Origin of the sequence: Sphingobium limneticum, from assembly GCF_008710155.1 — a bacterium.
In the GTDB taxonomy this organism is placed as follows: Bacteria; Pseudomonadota; Alphaproteobacteria; order Sphingomonadales; family Sphingomonadaceae; genus Sphingobium; species Sphingobium limneticum.
Window position 1 is genome coordinate 255,111 of record NZ_VYPZ01000002.1, and the last position, 17,035, is coordinate 272,145.

The window sequence follows — 17,035 nt, forward strand, 5'->3', positions numbered from 1 at the left end:
GTTCGATCGATAGGGTTGGACTGGGCCCCGGCCTTCGCCGGGGAACAGAAAGATGTTGGATCAGTCGTCCCAGTCGCGCAGTTTCTCACGCAGCTTGTCGAGCGCGGCCTTCTTGATCTGGCAGACGCGCGCGGCGCCGATGTCCAGCGTATGACCGATTTCCTCCAGGTTCATTTCCTCGACGAAATAGAGTTGCAGGACCATCGCCTCACGCTGGGGCAATTCGCCGATGCAGCCGGCCAGCGCCTTTTTGAGCGACTCTCGCTCCATGATGTCGTCGGCACGGTCCTCCACATCGGCGAACCACATGGACTGGTCCGAATAGACTTCGTCCATGCTGGTGTGCTGGACCATCTCGACGCTGTCGGCGATCTCGCGATAGGCGGCCGGTTCCAGCCCCATGTCGGTGGACATTTCCGCTTCGGTCGGCAGGCGGCCAAGCTTCTGCTCCAGCCGGTTGCGTACCTTGGCAAGTTCTTTCCGCTTGGCCATTGCCGACCGGCAAATTGTTGCCTGCCGCCGCAGATGGTCGATCATCGCGCCGCGTACGCGCAACTGGGCATAGGCGGCAAAGCCAAGGCCGCGATCCTCGAAACTGTTGGCGGCCTCCACCAGCGCGACCATGCCGATCTGAAGCAGATCCTCCACCTCGATCGCGGTCGAGACGCGGCCATGGACATGCCAGGCGATCTTGCGCACCAGCGGCATATATTGGCGGGCGAGCCGCTCCGGGCTGTTTTCACCGGGCTTGGCATATGTATGAGCGCCAGCCGAAATCTTGTTCATATACATGGCTCAACCCTCCTTTCAGGCGACCCGTTCACGCTGAGGCGCGGGGTCGTGGCGGGGCGTGGGACGCGGTTCGTTGCCGACGACGGCGACCACCTCGACACCCTTGCCGTCGGGAATTTCGAGGAAGGACAGCACCGGCGTTTCGGGCAGATGCGGCTTGAACAGGCGGGCAAGCGCGCGGCGCGCCACCGGCGATGTGACGATGGCGAAGGCGCGCGCCTGACCCATCAGCGGACGGGCGGCATGGATCACCGCTTCGACGATGCGGTTGGCCAGCGCCGGTTCGATCGGATGTTTGGCATCGCCCGCGACGCGCATGGCCTGGGCCAGCAGCCCTTCCAGATCGCCGTCCAGCGTGATGACCGGCAGCGGCATCTTCACCGGGACCAGACCCTGGATGATGAGCGCGCCGATACGCTGGCGCACCGCTTCGACCAGTTGTTCGTGGCTCATGTCGGGCCGTGCGGCATCGACCATGGCTTCGCAGATGCGGCGGAAATCCTTGAGCGCGATGCCTTCGGACAGGAGCGCACGGCACAGCGCGCTGATCTGCGTGAGGGTAAGCGTGCCGGGGGTCAGGCCATCGACCAGTTGCGGCGCAGCGTCCTTCAGATTGTCGAGCAGCTTGCGCGCTTCGTCGAGGCCGAACATTTCGGCGGCATTCATCGCGATGAGCTGATTGAGGTGGGTGGCGACGACCGTCGGCGGATCGACCACGGTATAGCCCGCGACCACGGCTTCGCTGCGCTTGCCCTGCGGAATCCACACGGCGTCGAGGCCGAAGGTCGGATCTTTCGCCGCGCGACCGGCCACTGTGCCCTCCAGTGCGCCGCTGTCGAGCGCCAGCAGGTCATCGGGCCAGATTTCATCCTCACCCACGACAACGCCGGCGATGGTGATGCGATATTGGTTCGGCTCCAGCGCCAGATTGTCCTTCACACGGACCATCGGCACGACGAAGCCCAGTTCCTTCGACAGCTGGCGACGGATGCCGGTGATGCGAGCCATGAGCGGCGCGCCCTTGCGTTCGTCGACCAGGCCGATGAGGCCATAACCGATTTCGAGGCCGAGGATCGCGCCATCCGACACATCGTCCCATTCGATGACGGCCGGGTTGGGCGCGGGTGGTGTCGGCGCAGGTTCGGCCGCCTTCTTCTGGCTCGCCTTGCGCAACTGCCAGGCGATACCGCCGGCGATCGCCGCAGCGGTCAGGATGATGATGTGCGGCATGCCGGGCAGGATGCCGAGGAAACCCAGGATCGCGGCGACCGGCACCCAGGACTTGCCCGAACCGAACTGGCCGGCGACCTGGCTGCCCAGATCCTGCTCGCTCTTCACGCGGGTCACGATGGAGGCGGCGGCGATCGAGAGCAGCAGCGCGGGGATCTGTGCGACCAGCGCGTCGCCGATGGCCAGGATGATATAGGTTTGCGCGGCTTCGCCGATCGCCAGCTTGTGGCTGACGACGCCCAGGATGATGCCGCCGACGATGTTGATGACCAGGATCAGGATGCCCGCAACCGCGTCACCCTTCACGAACTTGCTGGCACCGTCCATCGAACCGTAGAAGTCGGCCTCTGTCGCGACTTCGGCGCGGCGGATCTTGGCTTCTTCGGGCGTCATCAGGCCGGCGTTCAAATCGGCGTCGATCGCCATCTGCTTGCCCGGCAAGGCGTCCAAGGTGAAGCGGGCCGACACTTCGGACACGCGGCCCGCACCCTTGGTGATGACGACCAGGTTGATGATCATCAGGATGGCGAAGACGAAGATGCCCACGACATAGTCGCCACCGATCAGGAAGTGACCGAAAGCCTCGATCACCTGGCCTGCCGCGTCCGATCCTTCATGGCCCGACACCAGCACAACGCGGGTCGACGCGACGTTGAGCGCAAGGCGCAGCAGCGTGGCGAACAGCAGCACGGTCGGGAAGCTGGAGAAATCGAGCGGCTTGGCGGCGTTCAATGCCACCATCAGCACGGCAAGGCTGATCATGATGTTGGTGATGAAGCCGATGTCCAGCATGACCGCCGGAACCGGCACCATCATGAACAGCACGACCATCAGCGTGGCAAAGGGAAGCACGGCTCCCTTGGCAGCGCTCATCCAGATCTTCGCTTTGACTTGGGCAGGGGACATTGCGGCCGATTACCTTCCGAGGGTGGCAAGCATGAGATAGGCGAGGCGCGCCGTCTGCGGTTGCGGCTTGACCATGATGTCAGGCTGTTCGCTCAGGCGCTGGGTTTCGATCCGCACATAATCGGCGGGCTGCACCGTCTTCGCGCCGGTGGGCAGCGCGGCGGAGGCATATTGGATGTCGCCGCCCAGGCTATCGACGCCCTTTTGCAGCTTGGACACGAAGCGATCCCGGATTTCGGCGAAGCTGCGGGCATTGCCCTGCTTGTCGTAGAAGATCGAGCGGTTCGCGCGCGCAGCGGACGGGAAGAGCGACGCGGCGCTCGCATCGGGCGCGCGATCGTGAACCGACAGGAATTTGGAAGCCCCGCCGACGCCCAGGAAATGGGCGAGGTAGAGATCGACCGGCTCGGCTTCGCGGCCCAGCTTCGATTCCAGAAAGGCCTTGTTGTCGGCGGCATGTTCCGCCGCCATGACCGAAGCGGTTTCGGGATGCTTGCGCAGGTCGAGGATCTGCTGGCGCAGTTGGGGGTCCGCCACATAATAGCGGCCGCCGCTTTGCTGGATCGCGTTCGACGCCCAACCCAGCCCATATTCGCTGCCATGCTTGTCGATGACGGCGAGCCAGCTCTGGTCGATGAATTGATAGAGGCCAGTGGCAGACGATGTCGCCGCGCGGGCCGTGGGGTTCAGGCTCGATTCGATCTTGGCCTGACCCAGCAGGTAGGAGAAGTCGACACCAGTACGGCGGCTCGCCATGGCAATCGCGTTGGTCACGCGATTACCCGTCGAAGTCCCCGTTGCTGATATGTCTGCGAAAGCGGACACGACTAAAATCCTCACTAGCTAGCGAGGACATTAGAGCAATGTTTGTGCCAAGATTTGGTTAACGCGGGTAAGGATTTCGCGCCGTACAACGAAAAACGGCGCCCGAAGGCGCCGCTTTAGTCGAAAGTCGAAATATTTTTTACGAAGTCTTTCAGCGGCCGTAGGTGAGCGGGGCCGTCTGCGCGCCATGGGCAGCCAGGATGGCAAGGCGCTGTTGCGCGTGATCGGCGAGCAGCTTCACCCGGATCCGGGCGCTGTCGAGCAGCGGCATCATGATGCTCAGCCGTTCCACCACCGCGGGGTCGGATCGCCAGGCGCCGATCGCGCGGACGGACGAGGCCGCGCGGCTGACACGATTGCTGGCGAGTTCGATCGCGGCGGCATCATTGCCGTCAAGCACAGCACGAAGATCCTCGAACGCGTCGAACAGATCATCCAGCGCGGCAAGACCCAGCGGCATGACGTCAATCCTCTATCAGGCGGCCGACAGGTCGAGCGCGATCATGCGTTCGGCAATGGCGGACGGGTTCACCGGGTAATTGCCCGATGCGATGGCCGATTTGATGGCGGCGATTCGGTCCATGTCGACCGGCGCACCTTCGGCGGCCATGCGCGCGGCAGGGCTGCTCGACGTGGCGGCGCTGGCGGCCGTGGTCGATCCGGCGGTGGCCGTCGCGCGCGTCTTGGCCCCTTCCCGCAGGCGGGAGGCCTCAATGGCGGCGCTGATATTCTGGCCCACTGACTTGATCATTGGAAAATCCTTCACTCGTCCCTACTGACTATAACGGACAAGTTCAAAAATTATTAAATCCAGGAATGCGCACTACGCCCATTTCTACGACTTGGGCGAAAATCGGTGCGCTTTTCTTGTCTTCGCGCACACGGATCGTTTCACCCATGGCGCCATCTTCATCCGCGACCATCATGCGCGATACGCTGAAAACCGAGTTGCCGGCCATCAATTGCACCGGATCGCCTTTGCGCACAACCGCCTCCTTCGCGGCGGCGGGTGCCGGGCGAACATAGCGATTGGCGGCGCCATAGGCCGATGCGGTGCGCGGCAGCGGCCCCGAAGCGGCAGCGGCCGATCCGGTCATCAGCGGCACGCGAATGCGCCAGCCCAGAGCTTCGCACTTCACCATCGCGGCCCCGAAGATCGGACCTTCGACGCTGGGTGTGGTGGGACAGGCGGCCAAACGCAAACGGCGATCGACCGGCGCGGCAGGGCCGCCCGGCTCACCCAGATTGGCGCCGACGGTCATCGCCACCAACCCGTCGATACGATCGAGATTTTCGAATTTCTGGTTTCCCTGTGCCTGATTCCCTTGGGCCTGGGCCAACGCGGGCAATATGCTGGTCAGCGCGGCGGCGGCAAGAAGGGCGGAAAATCGAAACACGGCATGTCTCCTGACGGAAGAACGGTCTTGTCAGGATTTCAGCAATTTCCGTGCCAAATATGATTAACGGCCCGGCGCGATGTGGATGACCTGCCCCTTCCCGCCTTTGCCGTCGCCCTGATCCAGTCCACGGATCAGCAGGCGATCCTGCGCAATGCCGTCCATCCGCAGGGCGCGGGCGACGGCGCCCAAACGGGCCGCCGCCAGATCCCAGTCGTCGAAACGCTGACGGCCCCGATCGGACCCGTCGCTGCGGATTTCCAGCCCGCCAGGCTTATGCTCGAAACGCTTCGCCACGGCGGACAGGCGGGCGCGGCCAGCATCGCTGAGCAGCGCTTCGCCAGGCTGAAAAAGGTCGGCAGCGCGCAGTTCAACGCCCTGCTGCATCGCCCGACCGCCAAATTGCTGGCTGACCTGCGAAAGCAGGGCGTCGCGGCGCGACCCGCTGGCCTGCAACAGCACGAAGAAGGCAAGCAGAAGGAGCAGCAGATCGGCAAAGCTGACCGCCCAGCGATTGCGCCGGGCGGAGGAGGCCGATGCCGTGGCGGCCGATGTCGTGGAGTAAGGCGCGGTCATGCGACTTCGCGGATCGCGGCGCGGCGCAGCGGCGCATTTTCACGCCGGGCGATCGCCAGCATCCGGTCGGCCACTTCACGCTGCCAAGCCAGTTCCCGCTCCGACAGGTCAGCAAGGCGGGCGGCGACCGGCGCGGCGATGATGTTGGCGATGACGACGCCGTAGAAGGTGGTGAGCAGGGCCAAGGCCATGGACGGGCCAAGCTTTGCCGGATCGTCCATGGCGGCGAACATGCCGACCAGGCCGATGATCGTACCCGCCATGCCGAGTGCCGGCGCGGCGTCGGCGATCGACAGCCAGGCCTTGTGCACCGCGCCATGGCGTTGCGCCCGGTCGGCAAGCGACTGCGCCGCCCACAATTCGAACATGTCGGTCCGCTCGCTATTGGCGAGCTTGCGGGCGGCTTCGGTCAGGAAGATATTGGCGGTCTTGACCCGGTCGGTGCAGGACAGGCCGCGCAGCTGCGCCACCTGATCGATCTTGAGCATGGCCGCGCGGGCGGCATCCCGGTCGCGGGCCGGATCGGCGGTCAGCAACAGCCGCAGCGCCGCCATCGCTCCGCCCATGGCACTCACGCCATTTTGAAACAGCGCCACCGCCGCGATCCCGACCAGCATCACTGCCAGCGTCAGCGGATCGAACAAATGGCTGATTATCGCGATCATGAACGCCTGCTTCCCATCATCCTATCGACCAACGGCAACGCCCTGCCGCTGGCCGGCAAAAAATTGCCGCCCTTGCCGCCTCCCCCAGCAAGTCCCCCGTTTGCCGGGGATTATCGTGCTGCCGATGCGTCACCCACGCAAATTGGCACGGCTCTTGCTGATCTCCGACAGGATCACCCGTAAGGAGACGCCATCAGGTGTCAGAACGACGGGAGACGCAAAACTTTTAGAGCGAATTTGACCATGTCGGTGGATGACAATCTGTTCGGGATACACGGAAAGGCGCTGGCGCTTCGTTCGCAGCGCCTGTCCCTGCTCGCGTCCAACATCGCCAATGCCTCCACGCCCGGTTACAAGGCGCGCGACATCGATTTCGAGTCCGCGCTGAAGGAAGCCACGACGCAGGCCGGCAACAGCGCGACCGACGTGTCCAAGGCCGTCGATGACAGCATGGGCTATCGCGTCCCGCTGCAACCCAGCCTGGACGGCAATACGGTCGAACTGAGCACCGAACAGACGCTGTTCGCCGAAAATGCGGTGAAATATCGCACGACCCTCTCCTTCCTTGAGGGCCGCATCAACACCATCAACCGCGCCCTGAAGGGAGAATGAGCATGAGCAACAATGCGCCCATGAACATCTTCGACATTGCCGGCCGCGCCATGAGCGCCCAGCTGGTGCGCCTGAACGCCACCGCGTCCAACATGGCCAATGCCGGCAACGTCACCGGCAGCGCGGGCGAAGCGTATCGCGCGATCAAGCCGGTGTTCGAAAGCGTCACCGATACGCCCGGCGTGTCGACGGTGAAGGTCAAGAATGTCGTCACCACCAATGCGGAGCCGACCAAGCGCCACGATCCCAATCATCCGCTGGCCGATGCCAATGGCGATGTGTGGGAAGCCGCCGTGGACGGCAACGCCGAGCTGATCGACATGATCGAGACGGCCCGCATGTATCAGAACAACGTCCAGGTCTTGAACACGGCCAAGTCCCTGATGATGGAAACCATAAGGATCGGCAAATGACGACCACATCCACGGTCACCGATAGCGCGGGCCTTTCGGTCTATAACCCGACCAAGAATGTCGGCACCGGCAGCGCGGAGATGGGTCAGGCCAGCTTTCTGACGCTGCTGACCGCGCAGATGCAGTATCAGGATCCGTTCGAACCGGTCGATAACGCGCAGATGGTGTCGCAGATGGCGACCATCACCAATTCGTCCGGCATTGCCGAAATGAACCAGACGCTGAAAAATCTGGCGAGCGAGCTGACCGGCACGCGGCTGGGCGATGCGGCCAGCTGGATCGGCAAGTCGATGCTGGTGCAGAGCAATATCGCCGCGCCCGACGCGACCGGCACCTATGCGGGGCAGGTCACCCTGTCCGCCGCCACCGAAGGCGCCACCATCAATCTGGTCGATTCCGCCGGCAATGTGGTCAAGACGATCGAAACCGGCGCGCAGCCGGCCGGCGACCTGACCTTCTATTGGGACGGCAAGAATGACGCGGGCGAGACGGTGTCCACCTCCGCCCTTCAGGTGAAGGTCAGCGGCGCGACCACCAGCAAGGTCGCGACCTGGGCCACCATCGCCGCCGTTCAATCGCCCGCCGACGGATCATCCTCCAAACTCATCACCGCGCTCGGCAGCTACAGCCCGTCGGACGCGATCAGCCTGATGTAATCTTTCTCACCCTCACTCCCCACATCCTTTTCACCCAAGGAGCAACGCCATGTCCTTCTACATCTCCCTGTCGGGCCTGAAAGCGGCCCAGATCGACCTCGCCACCACGTCCAACAACGTCGCAAACGTCAGCTCGACCGCGTTCAAGAAGAGCAAGGCGCAATTTGGCGACATCTTCGCCGCCGCGCCGATGCAGACCACCAACCAGGTCGCCGGCCAGGGCGTGCGCGTGCAGGACGTGGCCCAGCAGTTCACGCAGGGCACGATCGAAGGCACCGACAAGACGCTGGACCTTGCCATCACCGGCGAAGGCTTCTTCACCGTGAAGGGCGAGGACGGCACCGTCAGCTATACCCGCAACGGCGCTTTCTCGGTCAATGAGGACCGCTTTGCCGTCGACACCACCGGATCGCGCATCCAGGTGTTCGCCGTCGATCCCCAGACCGGCAATCGCACGGGTGCGACCGCCAATGCCACCCCGGCCGACCTGAGCGACCTGCAAATCCCCACGACCCTGAACGGCGACGCCAACGGCGCGCAGCTCAACAGCGTCGGCGTGTCGAAGGAAGGCCTGGTTTCGGCCGTCTATGCCGATGGCACCACCGTCTATCTGGGTCAGGTCGCCATGGCTTCGTTCAACAGCCAGGAAGGCCTGCGTCAGGAGGGCGATGCCCACTGGACGTCGACCGTCGCCAGCGGCCAGCCCACGCTGGGCACCGCCAATCAGGGCCTGTTCGGCGCCGTCAACTCGGGCTTTCTGGAACGCTCCAACGTCGACATCACCGACGAGCTGGTCAACCTGATCGCGGCGCAGCGCAACTTCCAGGCGAACAGCAAGGCGATCGAGGCGGCGAACACGCTGACCACCACCATCGTCAACCTGCGCACCTAAGACGCTTAAAGGCACGGGATAGAAGGTTTAGCCCATGGATCGGCTCGTCAACACGGCACTTACGGCGATGCGCGGCGCGATGGCGCGGCAGGCGTCGGTCGCGAACAACCTCGCGAACGTCAACACCGTCGGCTTTCGTGCCGAAATCGCCAATGCCGAGACACGCTGGATCAAGGGCGACACGTTCGACACCCGTGCCCAGGCGTCGGAACAGGTCGTCGCCGCCGACATGGCGCAAGGCGCGATGACCGAAACCGGCAACAACCTGGACGTGGCCATGAACGGCGATGCCTTGCTCGCCGTTCAGGCCGCGGACGGTAGTGAGGCCTATACGCGCCGCGGCGACCTGAAAGTCACGGACAGCGGCCTGCTGACCACCGGCGACGGCCTGGCCGTCATGGGAGAAGGCGGTCCGATCACCCTGCCCCAGATGGACAGCGTGTCGATCGCCAAGGATGGCAGCATCTGGGGCGTGCCGCAGGGCGGCGATCCCGCCAACCCGGCGCAGGTCGACAAGCTGAAACTGGTCAATGCCGCCGGATCCAGCATCGCCAAGGGCACCGACGGGCTGTTCCGCGAAGTGAATGGCGGCACCCTGCCCGGCGATCCGCTGGCGAGCGTGACATCGGGCGCGCTGGAAGGGTCCAACGTGAATGCGACCCAGGCCCTTATTCAGATGATCGAGGCCAGCCGTGCCTGGGAAACCCAGGTGAAGATGATCGATACCGCCAAACAGCTGGACGATGGCGGCGCTTCGCTGATGCGCCTCGACAGCTAAAATAGTTGGTTAATATTGGCACGCATCTTGCTGTGATGAACGCATGAGCATCCTTTGGGATGCCGCCACGGAGATACAACGATGACGAACGCAGCCCTTCATGTCGCCCGCACCGGCCTTGACGCGCAGAACACGAAGATGCGCGTGATCGCCAACAACCTGGCGAACGTCAACACGACCGGTTTCAAGAAGGACCGCGCCGATTTCGAGACGCTGGCCTATCAGCAGATCATTCAGGCCGGTTCCAATTCGGACAGCGAGAACAAATTCGCCAACGGGTTGAACCTCGGCTCCGGTGTGGCGCTTCAGGGCACCAGCAAGATCAACACCCAGGGCACGCTGAACCAGACCAATAATGTGCTGGACATCGCAATCGAGGGTTCGGGCTATTTCCAGGTGCAGCAGCCTGACGGTTCCATCGCCTATACCCGCGCCGGCAATTTCAGCGTTACCGCCGAAGGCACCGTCGTCACCAGCGACGGCCTGCCCCTGATCCCGCAGATCACCGTGCCACAGGGCGCGACGTCGGTCGCGATCGGCAATGACGGTACCGTCACCGCCACGTTGCAGGGTGAAAGCGAACCGAGCAACCTTGGCCAGATCGAAATCGCCAGCTTCATGAACCCGTCGGGCCTGACGTCGATCGGCGGCAATTTGCTGACCGAAAGCGCCGCCAGCGGCGTGCCGCAGGTCGGCGTTGCGGGCCTTGAAGGCCGTGGCCTGATGCGGTCGGGCTATCTGGAAACGTCGAACGTCAACATCGTCGAGGAGCTGGTCGACATGATCGAGACGCAGCGCGCCTATGAGGTCAACAGCAAGATGATCAAGGCGACCGACGAGATGCTCCAGTACGTCAACCAGAATATCTAAGGCTGAATGATGCGCCTGTCCTACGCCGCCATCGCAGCCGTCTCGCTGATCGCTCTGACCGCTTCCCCGCTGGAAGCCGCCAAGAAGAAGCGCGAGGTCGAGCGCGACTATTACACGCCGACCATCGCCCAGCCGGTCGCACCGGCGGCGAACGGCTCCATATTCCAGGCGTCGGTGGGCTATACCCCACTGACCAGCGGCGCGCGCGCCACCACGGTGGGCGACATCATCACCATCGTACTGGTCGAACGGACGCAGGCGAGCAAGACGACCAGCGCGGACACCGCCCGCAACGGCAATGTCGGGCTGACGCCGCCGACCACCGGCATCCTGTCCAAGCTGATTTCGCCCAGCGACATCGGCGCCAGCGGCCAGAACACCTTCACCGGCAAGGGCAATGCCAGCCAGTCGAACGCGCTGACCGGCGAAATCACCGTGACGATCGCGGCGGTCTACCCCAACGGCACGATGCTGGTGAAGGGTGAGAAGGCGCTGACGCTCAATCGCGGCGACGAGTTCATCCAGATCAGCGGCCTCGTCCGCCAGGCCGATATCGCGCCGGACAATCGCATCGCATCGACCCGCGTCGCCGACGCAAAGATCATTTACAAGGGCAAGGGCGAGATCGCCAATGCCAGCCGTCAGGGCTGGTTCCAGCGCTTCTTCTCCGCGATCAGCCCCTTCTGATGGAAACCGGAACAGCCATGATCCGCCTGCTTCGCCTGATCCTGCCGATCTTCGCGCTCCTTGCCGTGCCGGCCCATGCCGAACGAATCAAGGATCTGGGCACGTTCCAGGGCGTCCGTCCCAACCAGCTGACCGGATATGGCATCGTGGTGGGTCTGGCCGGCACCGGCGACGACAGCATCCAGTATGCGACCGAGGGCATGAAGGGCGTCGTCTCGCGCTTTGGCCTGACTTTGCCGCAGGGTGTGAACCCCGCGCTGAAGAATGCGGCGGCCGTGCTGGTGACTGCCGACCTGCCCGCTTTCGCCAAGCCCGGCCAGCGGCTGGACGTGACCGTGTCCGCGCTGGGCAAGGCCAAGTCGCTGCGCGGCGGCACACTGATCATGACGCCCCTGCGTGGTGCGGATAACGAAATTTACGGCATGGCGCAGGGCAATCTGGCCGTCGGCGGCCTGGGCGTGACCGGCGCGGATGGCAGCCAGGTGTCGGTCAACGTACCGTCGGCCGGCCGCATTCCCGGCGGTGCGACGGTGGAACGAGCGGTCGCGACCGGGTTCGACACCGCGCCTTCCCTGACGTTCAACCTGGCCGAAGCCGACCTGACCACGGCGCTGCGCGTGGCGGACGGCATCAACCATGCCTTTGGCGATCGCCGCGCCCGCGCGACCGATGCCGTGTCGGTGTCGATCGACGCCACGCCGGGCGCCGAAGACCGCATCCTGATGATGGGCATGATCGAGAATATCGAGATTTCGCCTGCCGATGCGCCGGCCAAGGTGATCGTCAACGCCCGCACCGGCACGGTCGTCATCAACGGCGCGGTGAAGATCCATCCGGCCGCCGTGGCGCATGGCAAATTGACCGTCAGCGTCAATGAAAGCCCCCGCATTTCGCAGCCCGCGCCCTTCAGCCAGGGCCAGACCGCGGTCGAGCAATCGAGCAGCATCAGCATCGACCAGGAAAAGAAACCGATGATTAATTTTAAAGGTGGAGCGTCGCTGGCCGATATAGTGAAGGCGGTCAATGCGATCGGGGCTTCCCCGGCGGATATGGTCGCGATCCTCGAAGCCTTGAAACAGGCGGGCGCGATGAAAGCGGAACTGGTGGTGCTGTGATGCAGGTAACGACGACGAACAGTACCGCCGCGACCGGCGCAACACCTTCGCAAAAGGCGCAGCTGCAAAAGGCTGCCCAGCAGTTCGAGGCGGTTTTCCTGCGCCAGATGATCGGCGCGATGCGATCGGCCAGCCTGGCCGAGGGCATCAGCGATTCCAGCGCGACCCAGCAGTTTCAGGACATGGCCGATGCCCGCACCGCAGACGCGATGGCGGGCAAAGGCGCGATGGGCATCGCCGAATTGCTGATGAAGCAATTTGGCGCCCGCGTAAGCGATACCCCGGTCGCGCCTGATGCAACGGCCGCCGGCAAGGCGACCGGCGCATGAGCGATCTGTTCATCATCGGCGCATCGGGCACCCGTGCCTATCGGTCGGCGATGGCCGCGATCGCGGAAAATATCTCCAACGCCAGTACCGAAGGCTATGCCCGTCGGTCGGTGACGACCATCGAATCCGGCGCATCGACCGCGACCATGTCGCTCTATATTTCACGCGCCAATTTCGGCGGCACGCAGGTGGCCGGCGTCAATCGCGCATCCGATCCCTATCTGGACGCATCGGTCCGCAATACCGGCATGGCGCTGGGCAGCGCGACATCGCGGCTGCGCTGGCTGTCCGATGCCGAAAATGCCATGAACGACAGCAGCACCGGCGTCGGCCAGCTGATGATCGGCATGTTCCAGAATATGGAAAAGCTGGCGGCCAGCCCGACCGACACGTCGCTGCGCGTCACCACGCTGGACAGCATCAGCCGGGTTGCGCAGGCGTTCAACCAGACCGCCACCGACCTCAAGACCGTGTCCGAAGGGATCGCCACCGAAGCCAAGGCATCGGTCGCGACCATCAACCAGTCGCTCGACGCGCTGGCCGACATCAACAATAGCCTGCTGCGTGCGCAGCCGGGCACGTCCGCTTATGCACAGCTGCTCGACAGCCGCGATTCCGCGTTGCAGACGCTGTCGCAGAATATGAACATCACCGTCAGCTTTGGCGCCAATGACAGCGCCATCGTCAGCTTCGGCGACCAGACGCTGGTGAGCGGCAACGCGGCGACCAATGTGGCGCTGACCGCCAACAGCAATGGCACGCTCTCTTTCGGGCTGGCCGATGGTACGGCGCTGGGCGCGCCGGCGAACGGGACGCTGGGCGGATTATTTTCCGCCGCGAACACCGTGACGCAGCGGCGCACCAGCCTGGACACGCTGGCCGCACAATTCACCACCGACGTCAATGCCTGGCATGCGCAGGGCGTGACCGATGGCGGCACCGCCGGCACGGCATTGTTGTCCGGCACGACGGCGGCCAGCCTGGCCGCGCTGGTGACCGATCCGGCACAATTGGCAACCCGATCTTCGGACGGCACGCTCAACGGCAATCTGTTGACGGTCAGTTCCGTCCTGCGCGGCAATGGCAGCGTCGAACAGAATTGGACGTCGATCATCGCGCAGCAGGCGACATTGCTGTCGTCCACCAAGGCCGAGTTCGACACCGCCACCAGCCGCAACGACCAGGCGGTCGCCGCGCGCGAAGCGGTTAGCGGCGTCGACCTGGACCTGGAAGCTGCCGACCTGTTGCGCATCCAGCAAGCCTATTCGGCGTCCGCGAAGATTTTGCAGGTCGCCAAGGAAACGCTCGATTCCATCATGAACATCATCTGACGCGGAAGGACTGAGTCATGGTAGGCATCACCAACAAAATCATGCTGGCCGAGGTCCGCCGGCAACAGAAACTGTCCCAGGAACTGGTCGACGGGCAAACTGCGATCTCCACCGGAATCACGCTGAACAAGCCGTCGGACGACGCGCTGGCCTGGGTACAGGTATCGGACGTCGGCCGCGCACAGGCGCAGCAAGCCGCCTGGAAAACCAATGTCAGCTATGGCACGGCCCGTTCCGGCAGCGCCGAAGCCAATCTGTCGGAAATCGACAATCTGCTGACGCGGGCGCAGGAATTGGTGACGTCGGCCCGGAACGGATCGCTGAGCGAAACTAACCGCACCGCGATCGTGGAGCAGATGTCGACCATCCGCACCACCATCAGTGAACTGCTGAACCAGAAGGATTATCAGGGCATATCCGTCTTCGACGATGGGCAGAGCGTGCTGGTGCCCGTCAGCCGTGGCCTCAATCTGGAGGTGGTGGGGACGAGGCAGGACGTATCGACGGTCAATGTCGGTGGCACGTCCATGTCGATCGACGACATATTGGCGCAGGGTATCGCCGCCGTGCAGAGCGGCGACGATACGGCCATGGCGTCTTCGGTCACGGCCGTTCAGTCCGCGCAAGGCCATATCACGGTCGAGCAAGCCAAACAGGGTGTGCGCAGCGACCGATTGGAAGTGGTGGGCACGCGCCTGACCGACGTGGATCTGAGCCTCACCGAGAAGCGTACCAACCTGGAATCGACCAAATTGGAGGATGTCATCGCCAGGGTGAAGGCAGGCCTGTTGCAGCTCGATGCGGCGCAAACGACCTTTGCGCGGATCAACCAGCAGACGCTGTTCGACCTGATCAAGTGATCCGCCGCAAAAAGGCGCGATGGTCCTAAACCGGATGATAACCAGTCCGTATTAACCTTAAGAACGGCGTCACCACCAAAGGCGCCATCGGACGACCGCCTGTGGGGCGTTTCAATCGGGGATAATCATGTTCGCAGCCATCGGCCTTGTCATTCTGCTCGTCATGGTGTTCGGCGGATTCGCCTTCACCGGTGGCGACCTTGGCCCGGTGCTTCATGCCCTGCCCCACGAAATGCTGATCATCGGCGGCGCGGCCGTCGGCGCGCTCGTCATCGGCAATAGCGGCGCGGATTTGAAAGCGCTGGGCGGCGGTCTGGCCAAGGTGTTCAAGGGCGCCAAATACAAGAAGCAGGATTTTCTCGACTGCATCTTCCTGGTCAGCAAGCTGATGAAGACGCTGCGCGTCGAAGGGCCTGTCGCGCTGGAACCGCATATCGAAGATCCGTCCAGTTCCACCATCTTCACCGAATATCCCAAGTTGATGAAGGACAAGGCGCTGGTCCACCTGATCAGCGACACGCTGCGTCTGGTCGTCATCTCGTCCGGCACGCTCGACCCCCATGCGGTCGAGGACGTGATGGACAACGCGCTCAAGACCCATCATCATGAAGCGATCAAGCCTGCCGACAATCTGCAAGGTCTGGCCGACGCCCTGCCGGCGCTCGGCATCGTCGCGGCGGTTCTGGGCGTCGTGAAGACCATGGGTTCGATCGACCAGCCGCCCGCCATCCTGGGTGCGATGATCGGTTCGGCGCTGGTCGGCACGTTCCTGGGTATTTTGCTCGCCTATGGCATGGTCAATCCGTTCGCCAACCGCTGCCGCAGCGTGATCGAAGCGGACGGCGCCATTTACCATGTCGTCAAGCAGATCATCATCGCATCGCTCCATGGTCATCCCCAGCCGCTGGTGATCGAAGCCGCCCGTTCGGGCCTGACCCATGCCAACCAGCCCGGCTTTGCCGAGGTGTTCGACGGTATGCGGGGCAAATAAGCCATGGCGGAAAAGAAGCGCGGGGCGAACGAGCCGGAACCCCGGCCAATCATCGTCAAGAAAATCATCGTCGAAGGACATGGCGGCCATCATGGCGGCGCCTGGAAAGTGGCCTATGCCGACTTCGTGACGGCGATGATGGCCTTCTTCCTGCTGATGTGGCTGCTGGGTGCGACCACCGAAAAGCAGCGCAAGGGGCTGGCCGACTATTTCACGCCGACTTTGGTACAGATGAAGGAAAATTCGGCCGGATCGAACGGCCTGTTCGGCGGCGACAGCATGATGGCGAAGGAAAATTACCCGACCACCGGTGGTCAGGGCAATCTGGCCATCACCATCCCGCGCGACGCCAGCGGCACCAAGGATCAGGGCGGCAAGGCGACGCGCGCGCAGGACCGGCAGAAATTCGAATCGATCAAGAAGAGCCTGGAAGAGCGCATGATGCGCAACGGGCTGGGCAAGCTGCGCAAGAATGTGCGTTTCACTGAAACGCGCGAAGGGTTGCGCATCGACCTGATCGACGAGGCCGATTTTGCGATGTTCGCCATGGGGACCGACCGGCTGGTGCCGCAGGCCCGTACGCTGATCGGCGAAGTGGCGAGCGTATTGAAGACCATGCCCAACCCGGTGATCGTGCGCGGCCATACCGATGGCCTGCCCTATGCGTCGGGCCGGACCATGAACAATTGGATGCTGTCGTCCAGCCGCGCGGAATCCACGCGTCAGGTGCTCAACCAGTCGGGCATCGGCAACGACCGCTTCGCCCGGATCGAAGGCGTGGCCGACCGCGAGCCGTTCATCAAGAATGATGCCTATGACCCGCGCAATCGGCGCATGTCGATCATCCTGGGGTGGACCCGTGGCGGCGGCAAGGACGACGATGCCGACACGCAGGATCCCGAAACCCAGGCGGCGATCAAGGAACGCGACAATCCGATGCGCGTGGCGAAGGAACAGGCGCAGAAGCTGGACATGGGCGGCACCGGCCTGCCCAGTGGTGCGGCGCTGATCAACCCCGCTGCGCCGGGGACGTCGACCAAGCCGGGCAAGCATTGATCCTACCAAGGCGGCGATGGCGACATCGCCGCCTTAACTTCGCACTTTTCCCGC

The 17,035-nt window shown here is 63.5% G+C and carries 22 protein-coding genes; 14 read left to right on the top strand and 8 right to left on the bottom strand.

Features of this window, described 5'->3' with window-relative positions; all coding sequences use genetic code 11:
• Window positions 1–60: 60 nt before the first annotated feature.
• From F4U94_RS03715 to F4U94_RS03750, 8 genes are all read right to left on the bottom strand, one after another.
• Complete coding sequence (locus tag F4U94_RS03715) at window positions 61–792, bottom strand: sigma-70 family RNA polymerase sigma factor (RefSeq protein WP_120251852.1); 732 nt, start codon at window positions 790–792, stop codon at window positions 61–63.
• 15 nt (window positions 793–807) lie between these two features.
• On the bottom strand, window positions 808–2,928 hold the full coding sequence (gene flhA / locus F4U94_RS03720; protein WP_120251851.1) for a flagellar biosynthesis protein FlhA: 2,121 nt from the start codon (window positions 2,926–2,928) through the stop codon (window positions 808–810).
• Window positions 2,929–2,937: 9 nt separating this feature from the next.
• Entirely contained in the window at window positions 2,938–3,753 is an 816-nt protein-coding gene (locus tag F4U94_RS03725) for a lysozyme family protein (protein ID WP_120251850.1), read from the bottom strand.
• A 151-nt stretch (window positions 3,754–3,904) separates the two neighbouring features.
• Window positions 3,905–4,213: a hypothetical protein gene (locus F4U94_RS03730; RefSeq protein WP_120251849.1), complete on the bottom strand. Its 309-nt coding sequence runs from the start codon at window positions 4,211–4,213 to the stop codon at window positions 3,905–3,907.
• Window positions 4,214–4,228: 15 nt separating this feature from the next.
• Window positions 4,229–4,504 (bottom strand): flagellar biosynthesis anti-sigma factor FlgM, encoded by a 276-nt coding sequence (flgM, locus tag F4U94_RS03735; RefSeq protein ID WP_120251848.1) that lies wholly within the window; start codon window positions 4,502–4,504, stop codon window positions 4,229–4,231.
• Window positions 4,505–4,547: 43 nt separating this feature from the next.
• Window positions 4,548–5,150, bottom strand: coding sequence for a flagella basal body P-ring formation protein FlgA (locus F4U94_RS03740; protein ID WP_120251847.1), 603 nt, complete (start codon window positions 5,148–5,150; stop codon window positions 4,548–4,550).
• Window positions 5,151–5,213: 63 nt separating this feature from the next.
• Entirely contained in the window at window positions 5,214–5,726 is a 513-nt protein-coding gene (locus F4U94_RS03745; protein WP_120251846.1) for a flagellar motor protein MotB, read from the bottom strand.
• Window positions 5,723–6,391 carry a MotA/TolQ/ExbB proton channel family protein gene (locus F4U94_RS03750; protein ID WP_120251845.1) on the bottom strand — a complete coding sequence of 223 codons (669 nt, stop codon included), beginning with the start codon at window positions 6,389–6,391 and terminating at the stop codon, window positions 5,723–5,725. Before F4U94_RS03750 ends, F4U94_RS03745 begins: the two co-directional genes overlap by 4 nt.
• Here F4U94_RS03750 and F4U94_RS03755 point away from each other — a divergent pair.
• The 14 genes from F4U94_RS03755 (at window position 6,371) to F4U94_RS03820 (ending at window position 16,981) form a co-directional block, all read left to right on the top strand.
• Entirely contained in the window at window positions 6,371–6,574 is a 204-nt protein-coding gene (locus F4U94_RS03755) for a hypothetical protein (protein ID WP_150411841.1), read from the top strand. The two genes, F4U94_RS03750 and F4U94_RS03755, sit on opposite strands and share 21 nt — an antisense overlap.
• Window positions 6,575–6,634: 60 nt before the next feature.
• A complete protein-coding gene (flgB, locus tag F4U94_RS03760; protein WP_120251844.1) occupies window positions 6,635–7,003 on the top strand; it encodes a flagellar basal body rod protein FlgB in 369 nt (122 codons plus the stop codon).
• A gap of 2 nt (window positions 7,004–7,005) precedes the next feature.
• A complete protein-coding gene (gene flgC, locus F4U94_RS03765; RefSeq protein WP_120251843.1) occupies window positions 7,006–7,416 on the top strand; it encodes a flagellar basal body rod protein FlgC in 411 nt (136 codons plus the stop codon).
• Window positions 7,413–8,072, top strand: a complete 660-nt coding sequence (locus F4U94_RS03770; RefSeq protein ID WP_120251842.1) for a flagellar hook assembly protein FlgD — start codon at window positions 7,413–7,415, stop codon at window positions 8,070–8,072. The genes flgC and F4U94_RS03770 overlap by 4 nt, the downstream gene beginning before the upstream one ends.
• A 49-nt stretch (window positions 8,073–8,121) precedes the next feature.
• Entirely contained in the window at window positions 8,122–8,964 is an 843-nt protein-coding gene (locus F4U94_RS03775) for a flagellar hook-basal body complex protein (RefSeq protein ID WP_120251841.1), read from the top strand.
• Window positions 8,965–8,998: 34 nt separating this feature from the next.
• On the top strand, window positions 8,999–9,742 hold the full coding sequence (locus F4U94_RS03780) for a flagellar basal body rod protein FlgF (RefSeq protein WP_120251840.1): 744 nt from the start codon (window positions 8,999–9,001) through the stop codon (window positions 9,740–9,742).
• Between the two features lie 81 nt (window positions 9,743–9,823).
• Window positions 9,824–10,612 carry a flagellar basal-body rod protein FlgG gene (gene flgG / locus F4U94_RS03785; RefSeq protein ID WP_120251839.1) on the top strand — a complete coding sequence of 263 codons (789 nt, stop codon included), beginning with the start codon at window positions 9,824–9,826 and terminating at the stop codon, window positions 10,610–10,612.
• 9 nt (window positions 10,613–10,621) lie between these two features.
• Window positions 10,622–11,299 carry a flagellar basal body L-ring protein FlgH gene (locus F4U94_RS03790; RefSeq protein ID WP_427772462.1) on the top strand — a complete coding sequence of 226 codons (678 nt, stop codon included), beginning with the start codon at window positions 10,622–10,624 and terminating at the stop codon, window positions 11,297–11,299.
• The gene (locus F4U94_RS03795; protein ID WP_120251837.1) at window positions 11,299–12,414 is read left to right on the top strand and encodes a flagellar basal body P-ring protein FlgI; all 1,116 of its coding nucleotides are present in this window, start codon (window positions 11,299–11,301) and stop codon (window positions 12,412–12,414) included. The genes F4U94_RS03790 and F4U94_RS03795 overlap by 1 nt, the downstream gene beginning before the upstream one ends.
• Window positions 12,414–12,743, top strand: a complete 330-nt coding sequence (locus F4U94_RS03800) for a rod-binding protein (RefSeq protein ID WP_120251836.1) — start codon at window positions 12,414–12,416, stop codon at window positions 12,741–12,743. The genes F4U94_RS03795 and F4U94_RS03800 overlap by 1 nt, the downstream gene beginning before the upstream one ends.
• Window positions 12,740–14,074 (top strand): flagellar hook-associated protein FlgK, encoded by a 1,335-nt coding sequence (flgK, locus tag F4U94_RS03805; protein WP_120251835.1) that lies wholly within the window; start codon window positions 12,740–12,742, stop codon window positions 14,072–14,074. The genes F4U94_RS03800 and flgK overlap by 4 nt, the downstream gene beginning before the upstream one ends.
• 17 nt (window positions 14,075–14,091) lie before the next feature.
• Window positions 14,092–14,934 carry a flagellin gene (locus F4U94_RS03810; protein WP_120251834.1) on the top strand — a complete coding sequence of 281 codons (843 nt, stop codon included), beginning with the start codon at window positions 14,092–14,094 and terminating at the stop codon, window positions 14,932–14,934.
• Between the two features lie 127 nt (window positions 14,935–15,061).
• Entirely contained in the window at window positions 15,062–15,925 is an 864-nt protein-coding gene (motA, locus tag F4U94_RS03815) for a flagellar motor stator protein MotA (protein WP_120251833.1), read from the top strand.
• Between the two features lie 3 nt (window positions 15,926–15,928).
• A complete protein-coding gene (locus tag F4U94_RS03820) occupies window positions 15,929–16,981 on the top strand; it encodes a flagellar motor protein MotB (RefSeq protein WP_120251832.1) in 1,053 nt (350 codons plus the stop codon).
• Window positions 16,982–17,035: the final 54 nt, after the last annotated feature.

Excerpts from the sequence above, each read along its gene's own strand:
- F4U94_RS03715 (WP_120251852.1), bottom strand. The coding sequence starts at position 792 with ATGTATATGAACAAGATTTCGGCTGGCGCTCATACATATGCCAAGCCC.
- flhA (WP_120251851.1), bottom strand. The coding sequence starts at position 2,928 with ATGTCCCCTGCCCAAGTCAAAGCGAAGATCTGGATGAGCGCTGCCAAG.
- F4U94_RS03730 (WP_120251849.1), bottom strand. The coding sequence starts at position 4,213 with ATGCCGCTGGGTCTTGCCGCGCTGGATGATCTGTTCGACGCGTTCGAG.
- flgM (WP_120251848.1), bottom strand. The coding sequence starts at position 4,504 with ATGATCAAGTCAGTGGGCCAGAATATCAGCGCCGCCATTGAGGCCTCC.
- F4U94_RS03745 (WP_120251846.1), bottom strand. The coding sequence starts at position 5,726 with ATGACCGCGCCTTACTCCACGACATCGGCCGCCACGGCATCGGCCTCC.
- F4U94_RS03755 (WP_150411841.1), top strand. The coding sequence starts at position 6,371 with ATGGCTGATTATCGCGATCATGAACGCCTGCTTCCCATCATCCTATCG.
- F4U94_RS03750 (WP_120251845.1), bottom strand. The coding sequence starts at position 6,391 with ATGATCGCGATAATCAGCCATTTGTTCGATCCGCTGACGCTGGCAGTG.
- flgB (WP_120251844.1), top strand. The coding sequence starts at position 6,635 with ATGTCGGTGGATGACAATCTGTTCGGGATACACGGAAAGGCGCTGGCG.
- flgC (WP_120251843.1), top strand. The coding sequence starts at position 7,006 with ATGAGCAACAATGCGCCCATGAACATCTTCGACATTGCCGGCCGCGCC.
- F4U94_RS03770 (WP_120251842.1), top strand. The coding sequence starts at position 7,413 with ATGACGACCACATCCACGGTCACCGATAGCGCGGGCCTTTCGGTCTAT.
- F4U94_RS03775 (WP_120251841.1), top strand. The coding sequence starts at position 8,122 with ATGTCCTTCTACATCTCCCTGTCGGGCCTGAAAGCGGCCCAGATCGAC.
- F4U94_RS03780 (WP_120251840.1), top strand. The coding sequence starts at position 8,999 with ATGGATCGGCTCGTCAACACGGCACTTACGGCGATGCGCGGCGCGATG.
- flgG (WP_120251839.1), top strand. The coding sequence starts at position 9,824 with ATGACGAACGCAGCCCTTCATGTCGCCCGCACCGGCCTTGACGCGCAG.
- F4U94_RS03790 (WP_427772462.1), top strand. The coding sequence starts at position 10,622 with ATGCGCCTGTCCTACGCCGCCATCGCAGCCGTCTCGCTGATCGCTCTG.
- F4U94_RS03795 (WP_120251837.1), top strand. The coding sequence starts at position 11,299 with ATGGAAACCGGAACAGCCATGATCCGCCTGCTTCGCCTGATCCTGCCG.
- F4U94_RS03800 (WP_120251836.1), top strand. The coding sequence starts at position 12,414 with ATGCAGGTAACGACGACGAACAGTACCGCCGCGACCGGCGCAACACCT.
- flgK (WP_120251835.1), top strand. The coding sequence starts at position 12,740 with ATGAGCGATCTGTTCATCATCGGCGCATCGGGCACCCGTGCCTATCGG.
- F4U94_RS03810 (WP_120251834.1), top strand. The coding sequence starts at position 14,092 with ATGGTAGGCATCACCAACAAAATCATGCTGGCCGAGGTCCGCCGGCAA.
- motA (WP_120251833.1), top strand. The coding sequence starts at position 15,062 with ATGTTCGCAGCCATCGGCCTTGTCATTCTGCTCGTCATGGTGTTCGGC.
- F4U94_RS03820 (WP_120251832.1), top strand. The coding sequence starts at position 15,929 with ATGGCGGAAAAGAAGCGCGGGGCGAACGAGCCGGAACCCCGGCCAATC.